This is a genomic window from Cupriavidus sp. GW822-FHT02D05 (genome assembly GCF_058802485.1).
Genome location: NZ_JBXAOE010000021.1, coordinates 44472 through 63458, shown reverse-complemented (window position 1 = coordinate 63458; position 18987 = coordinate 44472). Strand labels below are relative to the sequence as shown.

Genomic DNA, 18987 nt, shown 5'->3' with positions numbered 1-18987 from the left:
AATGGCAGAAATGGAAGGCTGGTCATCGATTTCTCACATGCGCTAGCCCAAAGCCGTAAACAGCAGCCCCGCGATGCCCAGCCCGACCGCCGCCAGCGCATCCCCTGCGATCAGCCCGCCCCCCACCAGCGATGTCGTGCTCATGTCCTCGGGCAAGGCATCCGGCGCGTCCCCGGGCTTGCGCAAACGGTTGAGCACGCTGGCCACGACGCCGCCCAGCGCAAACCACGCCGAGGTGGGCAGGTTGACGAATCCGCCAAAGGACGAGGCATAGGGCGACGGCAGCACCACCGCATCCAGCAGGAAATCGGCAACGCTGCCACCGCTTCCCGCCCGGGCAAAGCGCTGGTAGCGCGGCCACGACTTGACCAGAAGGCGCAGCACCGCCGTGGCCAGCCCAAGAACGATGCCCAGCACAACCGCCGTGCGCTGGTGCGGCAAGTCGTTGGTCAGGCCGCGCAACGCGCCGACGATCTTGTAAGTCATGGCCGAAGCCCAGTGCTGGGGCTGCTCGCCGGCCGAGAGCACAGTCTGGTCGAGCGCTAGCACCGGATAAGCCCGCATGAACAGCCTGGCGAACAACACCGCCAGCACCGCGCCGGCAACAATGCCCGCCACCTGGAAGCGAAACTGCACGGTGCGGCTGGTGCCGAGCCGCCAGCCGGTGGAGCGGTCTTGCTGCATGTCGCACGCCTCGCTGGTCGAGACCAGCAGCACCGTTGCCGCGATCAGCCCCACATTCGGGTCACGCAAACCCAGCGCGGCCATCAGGATCACGGACAGCACGAAAGCGGAAGAAATCGGGTTCTGGTCGACCATGCCCACCGAGATGCCGTTGACCATGGCGAACACGAACACCAGCAGCACCGCCAGCACCATGTAGCCCGCGGGCTGATGCAGCAGGCCCACGCCCACCGCCACCACCGCGAGCCCCCAGAACAGCACCCACGCCACCATCCGCCACAAGCTGCCGCCACCTGCCGCCGCAGAGGGTTCGCGCCGTATCCGGGCGGGCAACTGCTGGCCATGCCGATACACCTTGAGCAGGATCAGCGAGATATCGAGCAGCGCGGCGCCCATGATCATGCCGAGCGCAATCAGGAAGGTGATCTTGCGAAAGGGGTCGCCCGGCGCCAGCCAGCCGATCGCGACAAAGAAGGGGATCAGCGCCTGGCCCGCCAGCCCGGCAACCAGCGCCGCCACGCCGATGCGGGCCCCGACGATCATGCCCGCGCCATAGGTGGACGCGGACAAATCGATGGCGGCAAGCCGCTCCACGCGGGCCGCACCGATGCCGCTGACGATGCCCAGCACCGTGCCGCCGGCCAGCCGCGACACCGACTGCCTGAGCAGCACCGGATCCGTCAGGGCGCGCAGGATATTGGCCACCGCCAGCCCGGAGGGAAAGGTGAGTTGCAGCCGGTCGACCAGGATTGGCGTGTACAACATGCCCACGCCCACACCGAACATGCCCACGCAAAGCATGTACAGCATCAACTGCCAGATCGGCGGCTCGGGCAGGCCCATCCAGGTCATCGCCTGGATCACCACGGCCATGCCGCTCATGCCGGCGACCGATGCGGCAATGGTCTGGATATAGTTCGCGCCATGGCGGCCGTCCGCGCCATAGCCGTAGGTCACCGTGGAGCCGAGAATGCCGGCCAGCACCTGCCCGCCTACGAAGAAGCCGAGCGAGAAGTTCATGTACGCCGCGGCAATCCCGCCCAGCGGGCCGAGGACAAGGACCCCGATGGCGCCGAGCAGCGCATAGTATTTCCAGCCGCCCTGCTCTGGCAGCCATGCCCAGCGCCGGCCACTGGCGGCAGCAGCACCGAGCCTCCCGGCGTGTGCCGGCGAGGTAGCGTCTTGCGGTGGCCTGCCGACTGCCGTCATTGGCTTCCCCCATGCGGGCAAGCCGCATCGGTGGCGCTGGATCGAAGGAAAAGGAAAAAGCCCGCGCGGCGAGGACAACGCTGCCGGCGCTGGCCAGATGCTACCGCAAGCGGCGCACCGCAGGCACGGCGTGCGTGCGCAAGGGCACGCTAAGACGCAGTAACGGTAAGGCGGAGGCACAAAAAAACCGGACACGAGACGTGTCCGGTAACCCATTTGCTGACTCAGATCGTGTCACTAACCCGAGTATTAAAATGATAACGATTATCATTTGAATACTCAAGGATGAAACGCGCACCCGCCGCTGGCAGCCCTCAAGCCGCCGCCATGCGCCGTGCCTGGCCCGCGCGATGGCGTCCGAACCGGAGCATGGTGGCGCCAGCGATCACCGCCGGTATCCCCACCATCAGGAACAGCGCCGGCATGGTCAGGCCCATCGACAACATCGTGCCGCCCCCGACCGAGCCAACCACCGAGCCCATCCGCCCGACGCCATTGGCCCAGCTCACGCCGGTGGCGCGGCAATCGGTGGGATAGTAAGCCGCCGACAAGGCATTGGCGCCCACTTGCGAGCCGGAGATGCAGAAGCCAGCGGCGAATACCGCCACCCCGGCCAGCCATGGCGCCGTGGTCAGGCTGCCGATGGCGGTGATGAACACACCTGCCAGCGCGTAGCTTGCGGCCAGCACATAGTGCGGGTTGGCCCGGTCCATCAGCCAGCCCAGCACGATGGCGCCGAGTGTGCCGCCCACCTGGAACATCATGGTGACCAGGGCCGCCGTCTTGAGCGAGATCCCGGTTGCCCGCAGCAACGTGGGCAGCCAGCTGGACAGCAGGTAGATCACCAGCAAGCTCATGAAGAAGGTCAGCCACAGCAGCAAGGTCCCGCGCACCAGTTCGGGCTTGAACAGGTGCGCAACCGGCGAGCCGGGCGCGCGCTTGTCCGCCACCACGATACTGCCAGGTGCGACACGCTCGCGCGGCGCGATCCGCTCCAGGATGGCCGCTACCTTCTCCGGGTGCTTGCCGCTCAGCACCAGGTAGCGAACCGACTCAGGCAGCTTCCAGACCAGGAGCGGCAGCAGCAGCAACGGCAGCACGCCACCCAGCAGCAGCACGGCGCGCCAGCCGTGCTCCTCGATCAGGTTCGCCGAGGCCAGGCCGCCAAGGGCCGAGCCAATCGTGAAGCCGCAGAACATGGTCGTGACCAGGAAAGAGCGGCGCTTGGCCGGGCAATACTCGGAGGTCAGCGTGATGGTATTGGGCATGGCGCCGCCCAGCCCCAGACCGGTCAGGAAACGCAGCGCCACCAGCCCCCACAGCGAGCCGGAGAACGCGGAGGCCAGGCTCGCGATGCCAAAGAACAGCACGCAGAAGAGCAGCACGCTCTTGCGGCCAAAGCGGTCGGCCAGCGGGCCGAACAGGAACGCGCCGGCCATCAGGCCGGTGAGCCCGGCGCCAAACAACGGCGCCAGGTGCGCCGGCGTGAGCTGCCATTCGGCGCGGATCGCGGGGGCGATAAAGCCGATCGCGGCGGTATCAAACCCGTCGATGGCGACGATCAAGAAGCAAAGCGCGACGATCGTGACCTGGAAGGCCGATAGCGGCTGGCGATCGATGAATTCGGTAATGCCGATGGATGGTTGCGTGGGCACAGCGGTCTCCTGCATTGTGTGTCGAAGCGGCCGATTTGCGATCGGCTCGCCATTTTTTGGCGGCTCTTTGGCCGCTCTTTGGTTGCTCTTTGCTTCTTTTGGACACTTTGGGCCACTTTGGGTCACTTCGGGCCGGCGCTCCTCCTACCGCGCCCCGCCCAGGCAGTCTTGCGCGCGCCAGCCGTGCAGCCATTGCAGCGCGTCGTAGAACTGGTCCTGCGTGCGTCCGACCCACAACGAATTGCGCACCAGCCGCTCCACGCCCTTGGCGTGATACAGCCGGCCCATCTCGCGGGCGGAGTACAGCACGCGCGCGGTGCGCGGGATGCGCGCCTTCTCGTACAGCGCAAAGGCCGCCACGAAATCGCCGTCTGTCTCGGCCACGGCCGCGCCGAGTGTCACGGCATCTTCCAGCGCCTGGCAGGCGCCCTGCGCGAGGTACTGCGTCATGGGGTGGGCGGCATCGCCCAGGATGGTGGCGCGGCCAAAGCTCCATTGCTCCACCGGGTCGCGGTCCGCGGTGGCCCAGCGCCGCCAGGAGGTGGGCCGGTCCAGCATCTGGTGCGGCCGGGCGTGGATGCCCTCGAAGTACGACAGCACTTCTTCCTTGCTGCCATCGCGCACGCCCCAGACTTCTTTCTCGCGGCTATGGAAGGTCACCACCAGGTTGTACTGCTCGCCGCCGCGCAGCGGGTAGTGCACCAGATGGCAGTTGGGGCCGGCCCACACTACCGGCGCGTTGATCTGCAGGTCGGCCGGCATGTCGGCCACATCCACCACGGCGCGGTACACCACGTGGCCGGTCACGCGCGGTTCGTCGCCGAGCAAGGCCTGGCGCACGGCGGATTTCACGCCGTCGCAGCCGATCACGGCATCGCCCTGGTGGCGTTCGCCGTGCTGGTCGATCACGGTCACGCCGCGTTCGTCCTGCTCCAGCGCGCACACCGTGGTGGCGGTGCGGAACTGAATCAGCGGGTGATTCCGCACGGCTTCCAGGATGGACAGGTGGATGTCGGCGCGATGGATCACCGCATAGGGGTTGCCGAAGCGCTGGCGATAGCGCTCGCCGACATCCACCTTGGCGATTTCCGTGGCGTCAATCGCATCCATCATCACCAGGTAGTCGGTGAAAACGGAGCGCTTGCGCGCGGCTTCGCCCACGCCCAGCGCATCCAGCGCAGCAAAGGCGTTGGCACCAAGCTGGATGCCGGCGCCGATTTCACCGATCTGGGCCGCCTGTTCCAGCAATTCAACGCGGATGCCCTGCCGGGCGAGCGCCAGTGCGGCGGCCAGGCCGCCGATGCCGCCACCGACCACGATCACCTTGCGGTCCGTGCTGCGCGTGTTGTTCATGTTCGTCTCCTTGGGTGCGCACCCGGTGGCCATCCGGCCTCGGGGTGCCCTGTCGCGTTGGTTAGCGCGCCGTGTAGTCCGGCTGCCGCTGAGGTTCTGCCTGCTGGAAGGCCGGGTGCTCGCAGGCATGGCGGTAGACCGCCATGGCGCGCTCGAAATGTTCGGTACGGCAGCCCATGCGCTGCGCATTGGCGATCTGCGGCACCAGGCAGCAGTCGGCCAGCGTGGGCTGGTCGCCGAAACACCACGGGCCGCGCCCGTGCTGCGCCAGCAGCCGTTCCACCGCGCCCAGCCCTTCGTCCACCCAATGCTGGTACCAGGCGTCCTTTTGCTCCGGTGTCACGCCCAGCGTGTCCTGCAGGTAGCGCAGGATGCGCAGGTTGTTGACCGGATGGATATCGCAGGCAATCACATTGGCCAGCTCCAGCACCCGCGCGCGCAGCTCCGCCGCTTGCGGGATCAGCCGCGGCTCGGGATGGCGGGCATCGAGGTAGTCGATGATCGCCATCGACTGGCCCAGGTGGAAGTCGCCGTCCACCAGCGCCGGCACCACCGCCGAGGGGTTGATGGCCGCCACATAGTCCGCGACGCGATGCTCGCCCACGCGGATGTTGACCGGCTGGTAGTCGTACGGCAGGCCCTTGAGCGCCAGCGCGATGCGCACGCGGTACGACGTGGAGCTGTTGAAGAAACTATAGATCTGCACGGTGAAGCCCTCTTTCTCGAAATCCGGAGTCTCGACGCCGTCAGGCCACCCGCACCGACAGCTCGCCGAGGCGCTCCACGCCGGCAACCATCAGGTCACCCGGCTTGACGGCCCCGACGCCTTCCGGCGTGCCGGTGTAGATCAGGTCGCCCGGTTCCAGGCGGAAGTACTTGGAGAGGTCCGCCACGGTCTCGGCCACCGACCAGATCAGGTGCGTGACGTCGCTGCGCTGCTTGTCGGCGCCGTTGACGGTCAGCCAGATCGCGGCCTGCTCGAAATGCCCCACATCGCTAGCCGGATGGATCGGGCCGATCGGCGCCGAGGCGTCGAAGGCCTTGCCGATTTCCCACGGGCGGCCCATCTCGCGCATCTTCATCTGCAGGTCGCGGCGGGTCATGTCCAGGCCCACGGCATAGCCCCAGACGTGCTCCAGCGCCTGTTCCAGCAAAATATCGGAGCCGCCCTTGCCGATGGCGACAACCAGCTCGGATTCATAGTGGTAGTTGCTGGTCTGGGCCGGGTACGCCAGCGTCAGGGTCTCGCCGTAGGCGACCGGGATCACGGCATCGGCCGGCTTGCAGAAGAAGAACGGCGGCTCGCGGTCCGGATCGAAGCCCATCTCGCGGGCATGCGCGGCGTAGTTGCGGCCCACGCAGTAGACGCGGCGCACGGGAAACTGGTCGCTGGTGCCAACGACCGGCACGGCCACGGCAGCGGGAGGGGTAATGACGAAAGACATGGAAGACCTCAGGCAAGGAAATGGGAAAAAGGCAAAGAAATGGGACTGCGCCGGATCAGGTGCGCTCCTCGCGCAGCAGGTTGAGCGCGGACAGCACCGGGCGGTCGGAATAGCTGAACAGCACCGTGTCCTCGACCGAAGCCAGTTGCACCGGCTGCCAGGACGGCGCCACGAAGGTGTCGCGCGGCTCGAACTGGAACTGCGCCTCGCCGATGCGCACGGTGCCGCGCCCTTCCACCACGGAATAGATGGTGGCGTCGGTACTGCGATACGTTTTGCCCTGGAAACCGGCAGGGAGGTATTGCATGAAGGTAGCCATGGTCGGCATCGGCCAGCCGCCGGTGGCCGGGTTCACATAGCGCAGCTTCACGCCATCCCAGGCATCGAGCTCGCCGTTGCGGTAGAGCTGGTCCAGCGCCTCACGGCTGCGGGCATAGGGATAGCTGAAGATTGGCGAGGTGGGATCGGTGACGCGGTGGCGCACCGGCAGCATGTTGTGGCCGAAGCGGGCAAAACTGTCGCCTTCGGGACGCAGCACCGGCTGCGAGGCTTCGGGGTAGTTTTCCGCAAAACCAGCGTCCAGGTGCTGCAGCAGCGGGATATCCAGCCCGTCGAGCCAGACCACCGGCTCGCCGCCCTGCTCCACGGACGGGTTGCCGTGGTCATGCCAGGTCCACGATGGCGTGATGATGAAATCGCCCGGATGCATGGTGGTGCGCTCGCCGTTGACGGCGGTCCAGGCGCCGCGGCCCTCCACGATAAAGCGCAGCGCGGACTGGGTATGGCGATGGCTGGGGGCAATCTCGCCGGGCAGGATCAGCTGCAAGCCGGCGTACAGCGTGGAGGTGATGCTGGACTTGCCGGGCAGGCCAGGATTCTCCAGCACCAGCACGCGGCGCACGGCTTCTTCCGCGCTGATGACCTCGCCCGCCTGCATCACCAGCGGGCGGATCTCGGCGTATTTCCAGATCGCCGGCTGCGCTTGCGGACGAGGCTCGCGCGGGACCAGCGCGTGCAGCGATTCCCACAGGGGCGCCATCTGGTTGCGGCCGATGCGGCTGTAATAAGCTGAACGGTCGGTGCTCTTCTTTGCGTCTGGCATGGCCTTGTCTCCGATTCATCGCCCGGTTGGGGCGCTGGGCAGCCGCCGTGGGCTGCGGGGTGCGATGGAAGATTTATACGCCCGGAGATATACCTTGTAAAATGATGGATTCCTCTTATCCATATGGATATGGATATATCTCAAAGGGAATACCCTGATGGATTGGACCCAGCGGCTCCGGCTGCGCAACTTGCAGATGCTGCTTAGCCTGGCGCAGACCGGAAACATGAGCCAGACAGCCGCGGCGCTCAGCACTACGCAGCCCGCCTTGTCGAAATGGCTCAAGGAACTCGAAGACGACATCGGGCTGCCGCTGTTCGAGCGCCACGCGCGCGGCCTGCGCCCCACGCCCTATGGCGAATCGATGATTGCCCATGCCAGGCGCATCGAGGCGCACCTGGATACCGCCCGCGACGACATGCAGGCCATGCGCGAAGGCGGCAGCGGTCTGGTGGTGATCGGCGCCTCCGGCGCGTCGGCTGCCGATACCGTGCCGCTAGCCGTCACCTCGCTGTTGCAGCGCCTGCCGAAAGCCCATGTCCGGCTGGTGGAAAGCACCATGAACCTGTTGATGGCGCAACTGGCCCGGGGCGAGGTCGATATCGTGGTGGGCCGCTCCGCGCCGGAACTGCAGGACGGGCAAATGCGCGCCGAGGCGCTCTACATGGAGCCGATCCATTTCGTCACGCGCCCGCGGCATCCGCTGTTTGAGCTGGCCGAACCGGGCTGGAGCGACCTGCAGGCATACCGGTGGATCGTGTGGCCACGCGGCACGCCCATCCGCAACACGCTGGAGTCGGCGCTGAACGCGGCTGGCCAGGGCATGCCGGCCGATTGCGTGGAGTCGAACTCGGTCATCCTCAACCTGACCTTGCTCAACCACAGCAACATGATCGGCGTGGCCTCGCACCGGACCGCGCGGCGCCTGGAGCATCTCGGCGCCCTGCGCATCCTGCCGCTGCGGCTGGCGGGCTTTGGCTCGGTATCCATGTACTGGCGCGACGACGGCTTTGGCCGTATCGCGGTCAGTGCCGCGCTGGACGCCCTGCGGCGCGCGGCGGTGCGCTCGGTCGATGAAATCCCCGACGACACGCACGGGTGACACCAGCCCGCGCGGCTTACCTGCAAGCCGCCAGTTGCCAGTCCCCGCCTTGCCACGCCAGCATGTGGGTCAAATCCAGCGCGTCGAGGAAGCGCCGGTCGTGCGACGCCACCAGGATGGCGCCGGGATAGGCGCTCAAGGCCTGCTCCAGCGCGCGCACCGAATCCAGGTCGAGGTGATTGGTAGGCTCATCGAGCAAGAGCATTTGGGCAGGCTGCGCGGCCCATAAAGCGCAGGCAAGCGCCGCCTTCAGGCGCTCGCCCCCGCTCAATTCGCCGGAAGGCTGCCGCACCAGCGCCGCACCCAGCCCGAGCAACGACAAATGACTGCGCAGCACGCCCTCCGGCAAGGGGCTGTCCAGTTCGCGCAGCCGCTCCAGCACGGACATCGCCGGCGGCAGCAGGGTCGCCGCCTGCTGATCGAGCCAGGCATTGGGAACACCTGCCGAGCAGGTCCCGGACACCGGGTTCTCGACGCCGGCCAGCAGCTTGAGCAACGTGGTTTTACCGCAGCCGTTCGGCCCGGTCACGGCAACGCGCACCGGCCCCGCCAGCGTCAGGCTGAGCGGCTTTGCGCCGGCCGCAAACGGCAGGATCGCATCTTGCGCGTGCACCACGCGCTTGCCCGCGGCGACCACCGCGCCGGGCAGCATCAGCGCCACCGGCGGGCCGGCCTCGATGCGCTGCGCGGCTTGCCGCACGGCATCGTCCAGCGTCGCGCGGGTTTCCTGCTGGCGCCGCTGCTCGCGGCCGGAATACCCCTGCGCACCGTCCTTCAGCCGGCCGAGGTGGATGCCGGGCAGGTTGGCCATCGTGCCCGCGCGGTCGTTGCGCGCGGCACGGCGCTGATGGGCATCGTGCTGGCGCCGCAAGTCGCGCAAGGCCGAGTTACGGCTGGTCCGCGCGTGATCCAGCGCGGCTTGCGCGGCGGCGGCTTCGGCATCGCGCTGCACCGCATACAGCGTGTAGTTGCCGCCGTAGTGGCGCAAGCCATCCGGCGTCAGCGCGGCGATATGGTCCATGTCTTCGAGCAACTCGCGGTCGTGGCTGATCACCACCACGCCGCCACGCCATTGCCGCAACTGAGCGCGCAGCCATTGCCGGGCGACGAAGTCGAGGTGATTGGTGGGTTCGTCGAGCACCAGTCCATCTGCCCTGGAAAGAAAGGCCCCCACCAGCGCCACGCGCGTGAGTTCGCCACCGCTGAGGCTGGCGGCGAGCCGCTCCGGCTCCAGATGCCCCAGGCCAGCCGCCTCGCAGGCCAGCCGCAGCTGGCCGCGCAGGTCCCACCGCCCTTCCAGCAGGTCGAAGTCCGCGCCCTCCGGCTCGCCCCGCTCCACCCGGGCGAGCGCATCGAAAGCCGGCGTCAGGCCGGCGACATCCGCCAGCGTCGCGCCTGGTGCCAGCCTGCCGTCTTGCGGCACATAGGCAACGGTGGCATGCCTGACGACGCGCCCGGCATCCGGCGTGACCAGGCCCGCCAGCACCTTTGCCAGCACGCTCTTGCCGGTGCCGTTGCGGCCAACCAGGCCGATGCGCCGGGGCGGGAAGGTGTCGCTCAGTTCGTCCAGAAGCACCCGCCCATCGGGCAGCGCCACGGTGACGTGGCGCAAAGAAATCCAGAACGCCGGCTGCGAAACTGAGTGGGAATCCAGGGGGGTGGCACCAGAATTACCGCCGGACTGCGGCGCGGAGAAAACCGCGAACGGAATCGATGTGAAGTCAGCCATGCAAGCTCCAGACAAGACAGGTAGCGCGCCTGGAACCCAAGTGCTCAACGAGGGCACAACAAGGGTTAACAAGGGTTCAACAAGCGCGAACAGGTTTGAAGTGGGCTTACAGGATCATTTTGCGTTGACTCCGGTGGATGCGGATGGTGTGACCGGTCAGGCCCCTGCCGAGTTCCGTTCAGTTTGTGTAGCCCGCAGCGGGCGAGCATTGCGCAGCGTTCGCCCGGCTCACGCTCGCCCGCCACTCACTTCATATCGGGAGGAACCCGTCATCCAGCCGCCCGCCGGCTCGACAGATGCCGCCCCGCATCCGGCGCGAGCCGGACATACCCGATCAACGACACCAGCGTCAGCGCGCCCGCGAAGAGAAACGCCCAGCGAAAATCACCGAGCGTAAAGTGCGGCACGTCGCTGGCCTCGCCGCGCAGCGATGCGGCAATCCTCAGCGACAGCGAGCCAAACGCAATGCCAAGGCCGATCGACATCTGCTGGGCAGCATTCCATAGCGTATTGGCGCTGCTCATCTGGTTTTGCGGGATATCGGCGTAGGCCAGCGTGGCGAGCGTGGAGAACTGCATCGAGCGCGTCACGCCGTAGATAAACACCACGAACAGCACGATGGCGAGCGGCGTCTCGGGCGTGAGCAAGCCGCACGCGACGATGAACACGCTGGCGAAAGCCACGTCGACGATCGCGGTGGCGCGAAAGCCGTAGTGTTGCAGCACGCGCGTGGTCAAGGCCTTCATGCCGAGGTTGCCGAGCGCGCTGGCGAGCAGCAACAGCCCGGAGCGGAACGCGGACAGCCCGAAGCCAACCTGGAACAGCAGCGGCATCAAATACGGCACCGCCCCGATGCCGATGCGGGTGACGGACCCGGTGATCACGGTGACCGAGAACGTCGGCACGCGCAGCGTCGTGAAATCGAGCAGCGGATGCTCGCGGCCCGCTGCATGGCGCACGGCGAGCACGCCCAGGGCGAGGCCGGCGGCCACGAACGCGCCCGCCGTTGCCAGGCTGGAGCCTTGCTGGCTGGCCAGCTCCGTGCCGTACAGCACGAAGGTGAGCGTGGCGCCGCTGAGCAGGAAGCCGACGATATCAAGCGGCTTGGGCTCGCTCGCGCGTTCGTTGCGGATCATCATGAAGGTGGCGATCAGCGCGGCGATGCCGAATGGCACGTTGAGCAGGAAGATCCAGCGCCAGGAGGCGTAGGTGGTGATGAACCCGCCAATGGGCGGCCCCACCACAGGCGCCACGATGGCCGGCCAGGTGATGGTGGAGATGGCCTTGATCAACTGGCGCTTATCCGTGTTGCGCACCACGATCAGCCGCCCGACCGGCACCATCATCGCGCCGCCAATGCCCTGCAGCACGCGCGCCGCGGTGAACGCGAATAACCCGTTCGATGCGCCGCACAGCACCGAGGCCACCGTGAAAACAACGATCGCCCCGCCGAACACCGTCCTTGACCCGAAGCGATCAGCGATCCATCCGCTGATCGGGATAAACACCGCCAGCGCCAGCATATAGGCCGTCATGCCCAGGCTCAGGTCATTCGGCCCGACCCCGAACGACTGCGCCATCTGCGGCAACGCAGTGGCGAGCACGGTGGTATCGAGGTACTCCATGAAGAAGGTAGCCGCGACGAGATACGGCAGGAATCTCATCGACGATGACTGGGTTCGCGTGTGGTCCATGGAGCGGCGGGTGCGGGGGGGTGCGTGTCTGCGCGGCGAAGCGGGCGGACCGCTTTTTGCCACCGGGAAAGCCATTTCAAGCCAGGATGGCAATCATACCGGGCATCGGCAAAGGACGTTTGCCCCGCCCGGCCCACGCTTTGGCCAGTCCATCATGCCGCGCCTGCGCGCGCCGGGTCTTCCGCCTGGCGCTGCGGCACGCGCACCGGGTCGACATGGGTCATCACATTCAGCACGTCCTGAATCTGCATGGCGGCGAGGCGCGCCTCCACCGCAATACGGTGCCCCGCCTCGACCGTCATTGCGCCATCGATCTCCAGATGCACGTCGACCAGGATCGCGTCGCCCATCTTGCGGGTCTTCAGGTCATGCAGGCCCAGCACGCCTGGCGTGGCCAGCATGGCCTGCCGGATCGCCTCGATGCTCTGCGCATCCACGGCGCGGTCCATCAGGTCATGCAGGGCATCCCAGGAGAACTTCCAGCCCATCCTGGTCACCATCAGGCCGACCACCAGGGCGGCCACTGGATCAAGCATGTGGTAGCCAAGCAGGTTGCCGCCGATGCCCACGGCGACCACCAGCGACGATGCCGCATCCGAGCGCGCATGCCATGCGTTGGCAACCAGCATGCTGGAGCGCACGCGCTCGGCCACGGCGAGCATGTAGCGGAACAACGATTCCTTTGCCGCCAGCGCGCCCAATGCCACCCACAGCGCGACACCCTTGACCGGCTGGATCAACTCGGGATGCTCCAGCTTTTGCACGGCCGACCACAGCATGCCGACGCCGACCGCAAGCAGCAGCAGGCCGATTGCCAGCGAGGCGGCGGTCTCGAAACGCTGGTGGCCGTATTGGTGGTCGGCATCCGCGCCCTTGCGGCTATGGTGACTGGCGAACAGCACCACAAAGTCCGAGACCAGGTCGGAGAGCGAGTGAATGGCATCCGCGATCAACGCCTGGGAGCCGGCCACCACGCCCGCCACCAGTTGCATGCAGGTCAGCAGGATATTCACGGCCACGCTCACCCAGGTGCTGCGCCGCGCCGCCTGGGCTCTGGCGGGCGTTTCTACCTCGGCCTCGTCGATGACCTCATCAGTTCGCATCGATGGATGACTCCTGTTGTCCGGTTAATGTCCGGTTAATGCCTTGCCGGGTAAAGCGCGGCTGCGCCCCAGCCATTCTAGCCACTCGAACAGCGCCATGCCGGCCAGCATGGCCAGCGCAAAGACTGCGCCTTGCCATGCGCCCGCGCCCAGCAGCACCAGCGCGGGCCCCGGGCAGATCCCCGCCAGCCCCCAGCCCACGCCGAACAACAGGCCACCACCAAGCAAGCGCCGGTCAATCCGGCGCGACGCCGGCAGCTGCATGGGCAAGCCCAGCAGCGAGACGGCACGCCGCCGGGCGATACCGAACGCCACTACGCCCACCGCGATCGCGCCGCCCATCACCAGCGCCAGCGAGGGATCCCAGCGCCCGGCAAGGTCGAGAAATCCGAGCACCTTCTGTGGATTGGCCATGCCGGCCAGGATCAGCCCGAGGCCGAACACCAGGCCAGAGGCCAGCGAGATCAGCAAGGAAGAAAGGCGGTTCATGTCGCTCCTCATGCGCCGAGCAGGTGCCGTGCGACAAAGACCGTCGCAAAACCGGCCCCCATGAAGGCCGCGGTGGCCGCCAGCGAGCGCGGAGAGAGCCGCGACAGCCCGCAAACGCCATGCCCGCTGGTGCAGCCCGCGCCGTAGCGGGTACCCAATCCCACCAGCAAGCCGGCTACGACCAGCAGGCCAGCGCCGGCATGGACCCGGATCTCCGGCAGCGCGCCGAACAGGCGCCAGAGCAGCGGTGCCGCCAGCAGGCCAAGCACAAAGGCGATACGCCAGCCGGCTTCCGCGCGCGTTGGCCGCAGCAAGCCACCAACGATGCCGCTGATGCCCGCGATGCGCCCGTTGAACAGCACGAGCGCGGCGGCGGCCAGTCCAATCAGCAGGCCCCCGCCCAGCGCGGACCAGGGCGTGAAGTGTGTCCAGTCGATGATCATGGCCAGTGGCTCCTTCATTCAGTGGGGCAATACAGGGCGTAAAGCGTTTCGAGCACGGCCAGCGCCCGCGCATCGGCAACCGCGTAAAAAATCCGCTTGCCGTCGCGCCGCGTGTTGACCAGCCCTTCCGCGCGCAGCACACCAAGCTGTTGCGACAAGGTGGGTTGATGGATGCCAAGCAGCGCTTCGAGCTCGCCCACCGACATCTCGCCCTGGCTAAGCTGGCAAAGCAGCAGCAGCCTGTCTTCATTGGCGAGGGCGCGCAACATGGCGGTGGCGTCGCCCGCGGCGGCGCGCATCGTGTCCAGGCTCAGGGAGGGAGAAGCCGCTTGCATGGGTTCGGCAAAGGCCGGGCGAGACCCCGGCCTGCTAATCAATATACGGTTTAATATTATATTAAAAGGTATATTGATGCCAGTCGAGACCGACCTTCAATGCGACATCAACACCGGTATGTCGGCGTGGCGCATCAGGGTGCGGGTGGTGCCGCCAGTGACCAGCTCGCGCAGCCGGGCGTGCCCATAGCCACCCGCCACCAGCAGGTCGGCCTGCAAGTGCCGCACCGCCTCCAGCAGTAGTTGGCCAATCCCATGGCTGCCTTGCACGGCGTGCATGACGCTGGTGATGCCCTGGCGCGCCAGGTGATCTCGCAGGCCGGCGTGCGCACCGGGCACATCGGGCATGCCGTGGGTCGCCGAGCCGTCATGCGCGCTGGACGCCGACACCACGGTGACACGCTTGGCCAGGCGCAGCAGAGGCATCGCATCGGCCACGGCCCGGGCGGCTTCCCGCCCACCATCCCATGCGATGGCGACATGTTCGCAGGGTAGATGCCGCACGCCCGGCGGCACCAGCAGCACCGGGCGGCCGGTGTTGAGCAACACATATTCCGGGGTCTGTGCCACCAGCACGGGAATGGATTCCGGCCCGGGCAAGCGGGCCAGGACGACCACGTCCGCCACCCGCCCCTGCTGGACCAGCGCCCAGCCCACGTCGTCCTCGATGACCCGGTGGGTGAAACCCACGCCGGGCGCCGCTTCGCTCATGGCCCGATGAAATGCGGCGCTGGCTTCGGCGCCCTGCGCCAGCAACTGGCGCCGGGCCAGTTCCGCGTAGTATCCCGCCTCGTCGCCCGCGCCCCGGAACGGCTCCAGCCGCATGCCGGTGGCCGTCACCCCGATCACATGGCCGGCCGAGCGCTGCGCCAGTTCCGCAGCCAAGTTGACGCGATCCGCACAGCCGGGATCCGCACCGAGTTCGACCAGCACGGTCTTGAAATCCATGATGTTTTCCTCCGATCCGGAGACCCCTGCACACGGTTGCAGACGTTTTTCCGACTATCCGAAAATGGACTCTACTCCGTGCGCGGGGCAGCGCAAGCGGGCAATGCGGGCGAATTGCGGCAGATCAATGCCGAAAGCCTGCCCCGCGCGGCCGGCGCGCGGGACTACGCAAGCGGCGCCAGCTCGATCTGGCTGGCCATTGGCGCCAGCGCACGGATCAGCATGATGCTCATATCGGTGAACGCCAGCGTGCAACTGGCCAGCGTGCCACGCCAGTCCGCATCGGCCAGCGTCAGGTTCTCCCAGACCTCGACCGGATGCTCGGGCGGCACGCCCTGCGCCACCAGCCAGGCGGCGATATCGCTGGGCATGAAATCCCATGGGCGCGGAATCACGATGGCGTTGCGCTGGTCCGCCAGCACGTGCACCAGATGGCGCTTGAACGGCTCCAGGTCTCCGCGCCGGTGAAAGGTCAGGAAGGTGGTCTCGTCAAAGCAAACCTTGCCGCGCGCAGCCAGCACCTGGGCCGAAGAGATGCCGGGCACGGTATCCACCGGATGGCCGCATGCCCGCTCGACCCGCTCCAGGTACTGGAAACCGCTGAAGTGCATGTCGCCCATGAACAGCACCACGCAGCGCCGGCCGCCATGGTGCTCGGCGGCAACCCAGGCAAGCCGCTCCACCTGGTCCTGGTATCCCATGGTGACCACCTGGGCCGCCGGCGGCACCAGCGGGCGGATGACGTCGATGACCGTGTCGAAGCCGGCCACGATGTCGGCGCCACGGACCAGTTCCGCCACGCCGTGGGTCAGGAAGTCGAGGTGCCCGGGGCCAACGCCGGCGCAGATGATCATGAAGAATCCCGGTTCGATCGATGCAAAAGGGGACGGCGCGCGCATCGCCCCGTCAAGACAGGGCGCAATTATGCCAAGCCATCGGAGCGCGAGGCCTGCGCCGAGGAACGCCTGGCGCAAAAAAAAGTACTTCAGGATCCGGCACTGGATGCCGATAGCTGCTTCAGAGCCGAGTCAATGTCCCGCGAGCCCCCACCGGGCAAGGCAGGCACCCTCGGTCGTTAGCGACGTTTACCTCACTCATGCCAGATAGAGACAAAGCGCTCAGCATAGCCGACCCCCATCAGTTGTTCCGCAATTCGCTCGAGCAAGCCACCGATGCCGTCTTCATCCTGAACACGGACAACAAGGTGATCTTCCTGAACGCTGCTGCGGAGGCACTCTATGGCGCATCCCGTACGCAAGTCTTCGGCATGAACGTGGAGGCGCTCGTGCAAAAGCTGCCGGATGCCGACGCGCAGCGCGCCCAGCCCTTGCCCGCCGTCCGGATACTGAGGCCGGATGGCGAACTTCGCTTTGGCCATGTCGCGGAATCCAGCACCCGCCTGGGCGACGTGACACTGCGCACGCTGCTGGTAAAGGTGGCCAACCACCCGGATGCCAGCCGCGACCATCACCCGTTGCTATCCGTCATTGCCGACGAGATCGACAGTGCCGTGCTGGTGGTCGATGCCGACTGGCACATCGTGTACGGCAACGCCGGGCTCACGCGCATGCTGGGCTACAAGCCCTGCGAGCTGAGGGGCAAGACCCCGCGCGAGATACTGGCCGGCGAGTTCACCGATCCCGGCGTGATGCAACGCTTGCATGCCCAGCGCTCATCCCCGGGCGGCGAGCGCCACGAGGCTCTGGTGTATGCGCGCGACGGCAGCGCACTCTGGGTCAGCGCCACCGTGCGCCATCTGGTCAGCGCGACCGGCGACCGGCATCACGCCATCGTCATCCTCTCCGACATCACCCAGCAGCGGACCTACGAGATGCTGCAGCGAAAGGTACTGCAAGCCATGGTGATGGAGCAGCCGCTGCCCGCCGTGATGGAATTGATCTGCGAAGAAGTACAACGCGTGGCACCCGCCGTGATCGCGTCCGTGCTGCGGGTGGCCGCCGATGGGCGCCTGCACCCGCTGGCCGCGCCTGGCCTGCCGCCCGAGTATTCGGCCGCGCTGGACGGCCTGACCATCGGGCCATCCGTGGGCTCCTGCGGCACGGCCGCCTGGCTGGGCGAGCCGGTGATGGTCAGCGATATTGCCAACGATCCGCTATGGGCGGATTTTCGTGATCTTGCCCTACCCCTCGGCCTGGCGGCATGCTGGTCCTATCCGATCAAGGCAAGCGATGGCCGCGTGCTTGCCACGCTGGCCTTCTACTGCCGCACCGTCCGCCAGCCCGACGCCTTCCACCAGCAGCTGGCCGAGGTATGCGCCTCGCTGTGCAAGCTCGCGTTCGAGCGCGAGGAAGCCGCCGAGCGGATCCTGCAGCTCGACCACTACGATTCACTGACCGGCTTGCCCAACCGCAGCCTGCTGCAGATGCAGGCCGGCACCCTGCTGCTCGCGGCGCGCTCGGCCGGCACCACGCTCAGCGTGCTGTTCGTCGACCTGGACCGCTTCAAGCATATCAACGACTCGCTCGGCCACGTCGGCGGCGACAAGCTGCTGCGCGAGGTTGCGCAACGCCTTAGCGCGCACGCCGGGGATACCGCGCTGGTGGCGCGGCTGTCGGGCGACGAATTCGCGCTGGTGCTCCCCGACTGCGACCGCACCCAGACCATTGCTGCGGGCAAGCGCATCCTGGCCGCGCTGCGCCAGCCGCTGCGCATCGACCACGCCAGCATTGCGCCCTCGGCCAGCATCGGCATCAGCATGTTCCCGGCCGACGGCGATGCGCTGGACTACCTGCTGCACTGCGCCGAGATGGCCATGTACGACGCCAAGGCCGCGGGGCGCAACTTGTTCCGCTTCTTCAGCATCGAGATGAACTGGGCCGCCCAGGAGCGCCTGGCGCTGGAGTCCGCGCTGCGCGACGCCCTGCTGGCCGAGGAGCTTCATCTCAACTTCCAGCCCCAGGTGTTCCTGCGTGATGGGCGCCTCTATGGCCTGGAGGTGCTGGTGCGCTGGCACCACCCGCACTTTGGGATGGTGTCGCCGGACCGCTTCGTGCCACTGGCCGAAGACAGCGGCCTGATTGGCACGCTGGACCGCTGGGTGCTGGAGCAATCGTGCGCGCAGCTAGCTGCCTGGCGCCGGGAAGGGCTTTCCGTACCCACGATCTCCGTCAATATCTCGCCCGCCAGCTTCCGCGACCCGGGGCTGCCTGCGCAAGTGGCCGAGACCCTGGCCCGCCATGGGCTGCCCGCCCAGGCGCTGGTGCTGGAGATGACCGAAGGGCTGCTGATGGAAGACGACGCGGGCCTCGCCGCCACCGTTGCCGCCATCCACGCACAAGGCGTGCGCTTGTCCATGGACGACTTCGGCACGGGGTATTCCAGCCTGGGCTACCTCAGGCAGTTGCCCGTGCACCAGCTCAAGCTGGACAAGAGCTTTGTGATCGACCTGGAAAGCGATGCCGCCGCCCGCGAGCTGGCCAGCGCCGTCATCCGCATTGGCGACAGCCTGAAGCTCGCGGTGATCGCCGAAGGCGTGGAAAACGAAGCCCAGCGGCGCTTCCTGCTATCGCAGGGATGCCATATGGGGCAAGGCTATCTGTTCTCGCGCCCGCTGGATGCCTTGGCGGTGGCGAAATGGATCGCCGCGCCGCAGGCGGTCGAGCGGCAGCCGGCGGAACATGGGGAGCGGCATTCCCGGCGTTGAATGAAGAGGCGGTGGCGGCTTAGGCCGGCACC

The 18987-nt window shown here is 67.0% G+C and carries 16 protein-coding genes; 2 read left to right on the top strand and 14 right to left on the bottom strand.

Going from position 1 to position 18987, the window contains the following annotated elements; all coding sequences use genetic code 11:
- Positions 1-42: 42 nt before the first annotated feature.
- From AC1RQK_RS26095 to gtdA, 6 genes are all read right to left on the bottom strand, one after another.
- Positions 43-1893 (bottom strand): OPT/YSL family transporter, encoded by a 1851-nt coding sequence (locus AC1RQK_RS26095; RefSeq protein ID WP_492811901.1) that lies wholly within the window; start codon positions 1891-1893, stop codon positions 43-45.
- A gap of 314 nt (positions 1894-2207) precedes the next feature.
- Positions 2208-3548 (bottom strand): MFS transporter, encoded by a 1341-nt coding sequence (locus tag AC1RQK_RS26090; RefSeq protein WP_492371207.1) that lies wholly within the window; start codon positions 3546-3548, stop codon positions 2208-2210.
- Between the two features lie 144 nt (positions 3549-3692).
- Positions 3693-4901, bottom strand: a complete 1209-nt coding sequence (locus AC1RQK_RS26085) for a 3-hydroxybenzoate 6-monooxygenase (protein ID WP_492811899.1) — start codon at positions 4899-4901, stop codon at positions 3693-3695.
- A 61-nt stretch (positions 4902-4962) separates the two neighbouring features.
- The gene (maiA, locus tag AC1RQK_RS26080; RefSeq protein ID WP_492811897.1) at positions 4963-5607 is read right to left on the bottom strand and encodes a maleylacetoacetate isomerase; all 645 of its coding nucleotides are present in this window, start codon (positions 5605-5607) and stop codon (positions 4963-4965) included.
- Between the two features lie 40 nt (positions 5608-5647).
- On the bottom strand, positions 5648-6346 hold the full coding sequence (locus tag AC1RQK_RS26075; RefSeq protein ID WP_492811895.1) for a fumarylacetoacetate hydrolase family protein: 699 nt from the start codon (positions 6344-6346) through the stop codon (positions 5648-5650).
- A 55-nt stretch (positions 6347-6401) separates the two neighbouring features.
- Positions 6402-7448 (bottom strand): gentisate 1,2-dioxygenase, encoded by a 1047-nt coding sequence (gtdA, locus tag AC1RQK_RS26070; protein WP_492371203.1) that lies wholly within the window; start codon positions 7446-7448, stop codon positions 6402-6404.
- A 157-nt stretch (positions 7449-7605) separates the two neighbouring features.
- Between gtdA and AC1RQK_RS26065 the strand changes: the two genes are divergently transcribed.
- On the top strand, positions 7606-8550 hold the full coding sequence (locus AC1RQK_RS26065; RefSeq protein WP_150984633.1) for a LysR substrate-binding domain-containing protein: 945 nt from the start codon (positions 7606-7608) through the stop codon (positions 8548-8550).
- Positions 8551-8566: 16 nt separating this feature from the next.
- Here AC1RQK_RS26065 and AC1RQK_RS26060 read toward each other — a convergent pair whose 3' ends face one another.
- From AC1RQK_RS26060 to AC1RQK_RS26025, 8 genes are all read right to left on the bottom strand, one after another.
- On the bottom strand, positions 8567-10279 hold the full coding sequence (locus AC1RQK_RS26060; RefSeq protein WP_492811892.1) for an ABC-F family ATP-binding cassette domain-containing protein: 1713 nt from the start codon (positions 10277-10279) through the stop codon (positions 8567-8569).
- Between the two features lie 269 nt (positions 10280-10548).
- Positions 10549-11973, bottom strand: coding sequence for a DHA2 family efflux MFS transporter permease subunit (locus AC1RQK_RS26055; protein WP_492811890.1), 1425 nt, complete (start codon positions 11971-11973; stop codon positions 10549-10551).
- A 152-nt stretch (positions 11974-12125) separates the two neighbouring features.
- A complete protein-coding gene (locus tag AC1RQK_RS26050; protein ID WP_174425909.1) occupies positions 12126-13076 on the bottom strand; it encodes a cation diffusion facilitator family transporter in 951 nt (316 codons plus the stop codon).
- A gap of 24 nt (positions 13077-13100) precedes the next feature.
- Positions 13101-13565, bottom strand: a complete 465-nt coding sequence (locus AC1RQK_RS26045) for a DUF6691 family protein (protein WP_492811888.1) — start codon at positions 13563-13565, stop codon at positions 13101-13103.
- Positions 13566-13573: 8 nt separating this feature from the next.
- Positions 13574-14008: a YeeE/YedE family protein gene (locus tag AC1RQK_RS26040; RefSeq protein WP_492371198.1), complete on the bottom strand. Its 435-nt coding sequence runs from the start codon at positions 14006-14008 to the stop codon at positions 13574-13576.
- A 14-nt stretch (positions 14009-14022) separates the two neighbouring features.
- Positions 14023-14343 carry a metalloregulator ArsR/SmtB family transcription factor gene (locus AC1RQK_RS26035; RefSeq protein ID WP_492371197.1) on the bottom strand — a complete coding sequence of 107 codons (321 nt, stop codon included), beginning with the start codon at positions 14341-14343 and terminating at the stop codon, positions 14023-14025.
- A 96-nt stretch (positions 14344-14439) separates the two neighbouring features.
- The gene (locus AC1RQK_RS26030; protein ID WP_492371196.1) at positions 14440-15291 is read right to left on the bottom strand and encodes a universal stress protein; all 852 of its coding nucleotides are present in this window, start codon (positions 15289-15291) and stop codon (positions 14440-14442) included.
- Positions 15292-15455: 164 nt separating this feature from the next.
- Positions 15456-16145 carry a cobalt-precorrin-7 (C(5))-methyltransferase gene (locus AC1RQK_RS26025; protein WP_492371195.1) on the bottom strand — a complete coding sequence of 230 codons (690 nt, stop codon included), beginning with the start codon at positions 16143-16145 and terminating at the stop codon, positions 15456-15458.
- 242 nt (positions 16146-16387) lie between these two features.
- Here AC1RQK_RS26025 and AC1RQK_RS26020 point away from each other — a divergent pair, with 242 nt between their 5' ends.
- A complete protein-coding gene (locus AC1RQK_RS26020) occupies positions 16388-18955 on the top strand; it encodes a sensor domain-containing protein (protein WP_492371194.1) in 2568 nt (855 codons plus the stop codon).
- The last annotated feature ends 32 nt before the right edge of the window (positions 18956-18987 follow it).

Coding starts and splice junctions, on each gene's coding strand:
- AC1RQK_RS26045 (WP_492811888.1), bottom strand. CDS start 13,565: ATGAACCGCCTTTCTTCCTTGCTGATCTCGCTGGCCTCTGGCCTGGTG.
- AC1RQK_RS26025 (WP_492371195.1), bottom strand. CDS start 16,145: ATGATCATCTGCGCCGGCGTTGGCCCCGGGCACCTCGACTTCCTGACC.
- AC1RQK_RS26055 (WP_492811890.1), bottom strand. CDS start 11,973: ATGGACCACACGCGAACCCAGTCATCGTCGATGAGATTCCTGCCGTAT.
- AC1RQK_RS26060 (WP_492811892.1), bottom strand. CDS start 10,279: ATGGCTGACTTCACATCGATTCCGTTCGCGGTTTTCTCCGCGCCGCAG.
- AC1RQK_RS26035 (WP_492371197.1), bottom strand. CDS start 14,343: ATGCAAGCGGCTTCTCCCTCCCTGAGCCTGGACACGATGCGCGCCGCC.
- gtdA (WP_492371203.1), bottom strand. CDS start 7,448: ATGCCAGACGCAAAGAAGAGCACCGACCGTTCAGCTTATTACAGCCGC.
- AC1RQK_RS26050 (WP_174425909.1), bottom strand. CDS start 13,076: ATGCGAACTGATGAGGTCATCGACGAGGCCGAGGTAGAAACGCCCGCC.
- AC1RQK_RS26030 (WP_492371196.1), bottom strand. CDS start 15,291: ATGGATTTCAAGACCGTGCTGGTCGAACTCGGTGCGGATCCCGGCTGT.
- AC1RQK_RS26095 (WP_492811901.1), bottom strand. CDS start 1,893: ATGACGGCAGTCGGCAGGCCACCGCAAGACGCTACCTCGCCGGCACAC.
- AC1RQK_RS26075 (WP_492811895.1), bottom strand. CDS start 6,346: ATGTCTTTCGTCATTACCCCTCCCGCTGCCGTGGCCGTGCCGGTCGTT.
- AC1RQK_RS26020 (WP_492371194.1), top strand. CDS start 16,388: ATGCCAGATAGAGACAAAGCGCTCAGCATAGCCGACCCCCATCAGTTG.
- AC1RQK_RS26040 (WP_492371198.1), bottom strand. CDS start 14,008: ATGATCATCGACTGGACACACTTCACGCCCTGGTCCGCGCTGGGCGGG.
- AC1RQK_RS26065 (WP_150984633.1), top strand. CDS start 7,606: ATGGATTGGACCCAGCGGCTCCGGCTGCGCAACTTGCAGATGCTGCTT.
- AC1RQK_RS26085 (WP_492811899.1), bottom strand. CDS start 4,901: ATGAACAACACGCGCAGCACGGACCGCAAGGTGATCGTGGTCGGTGGC.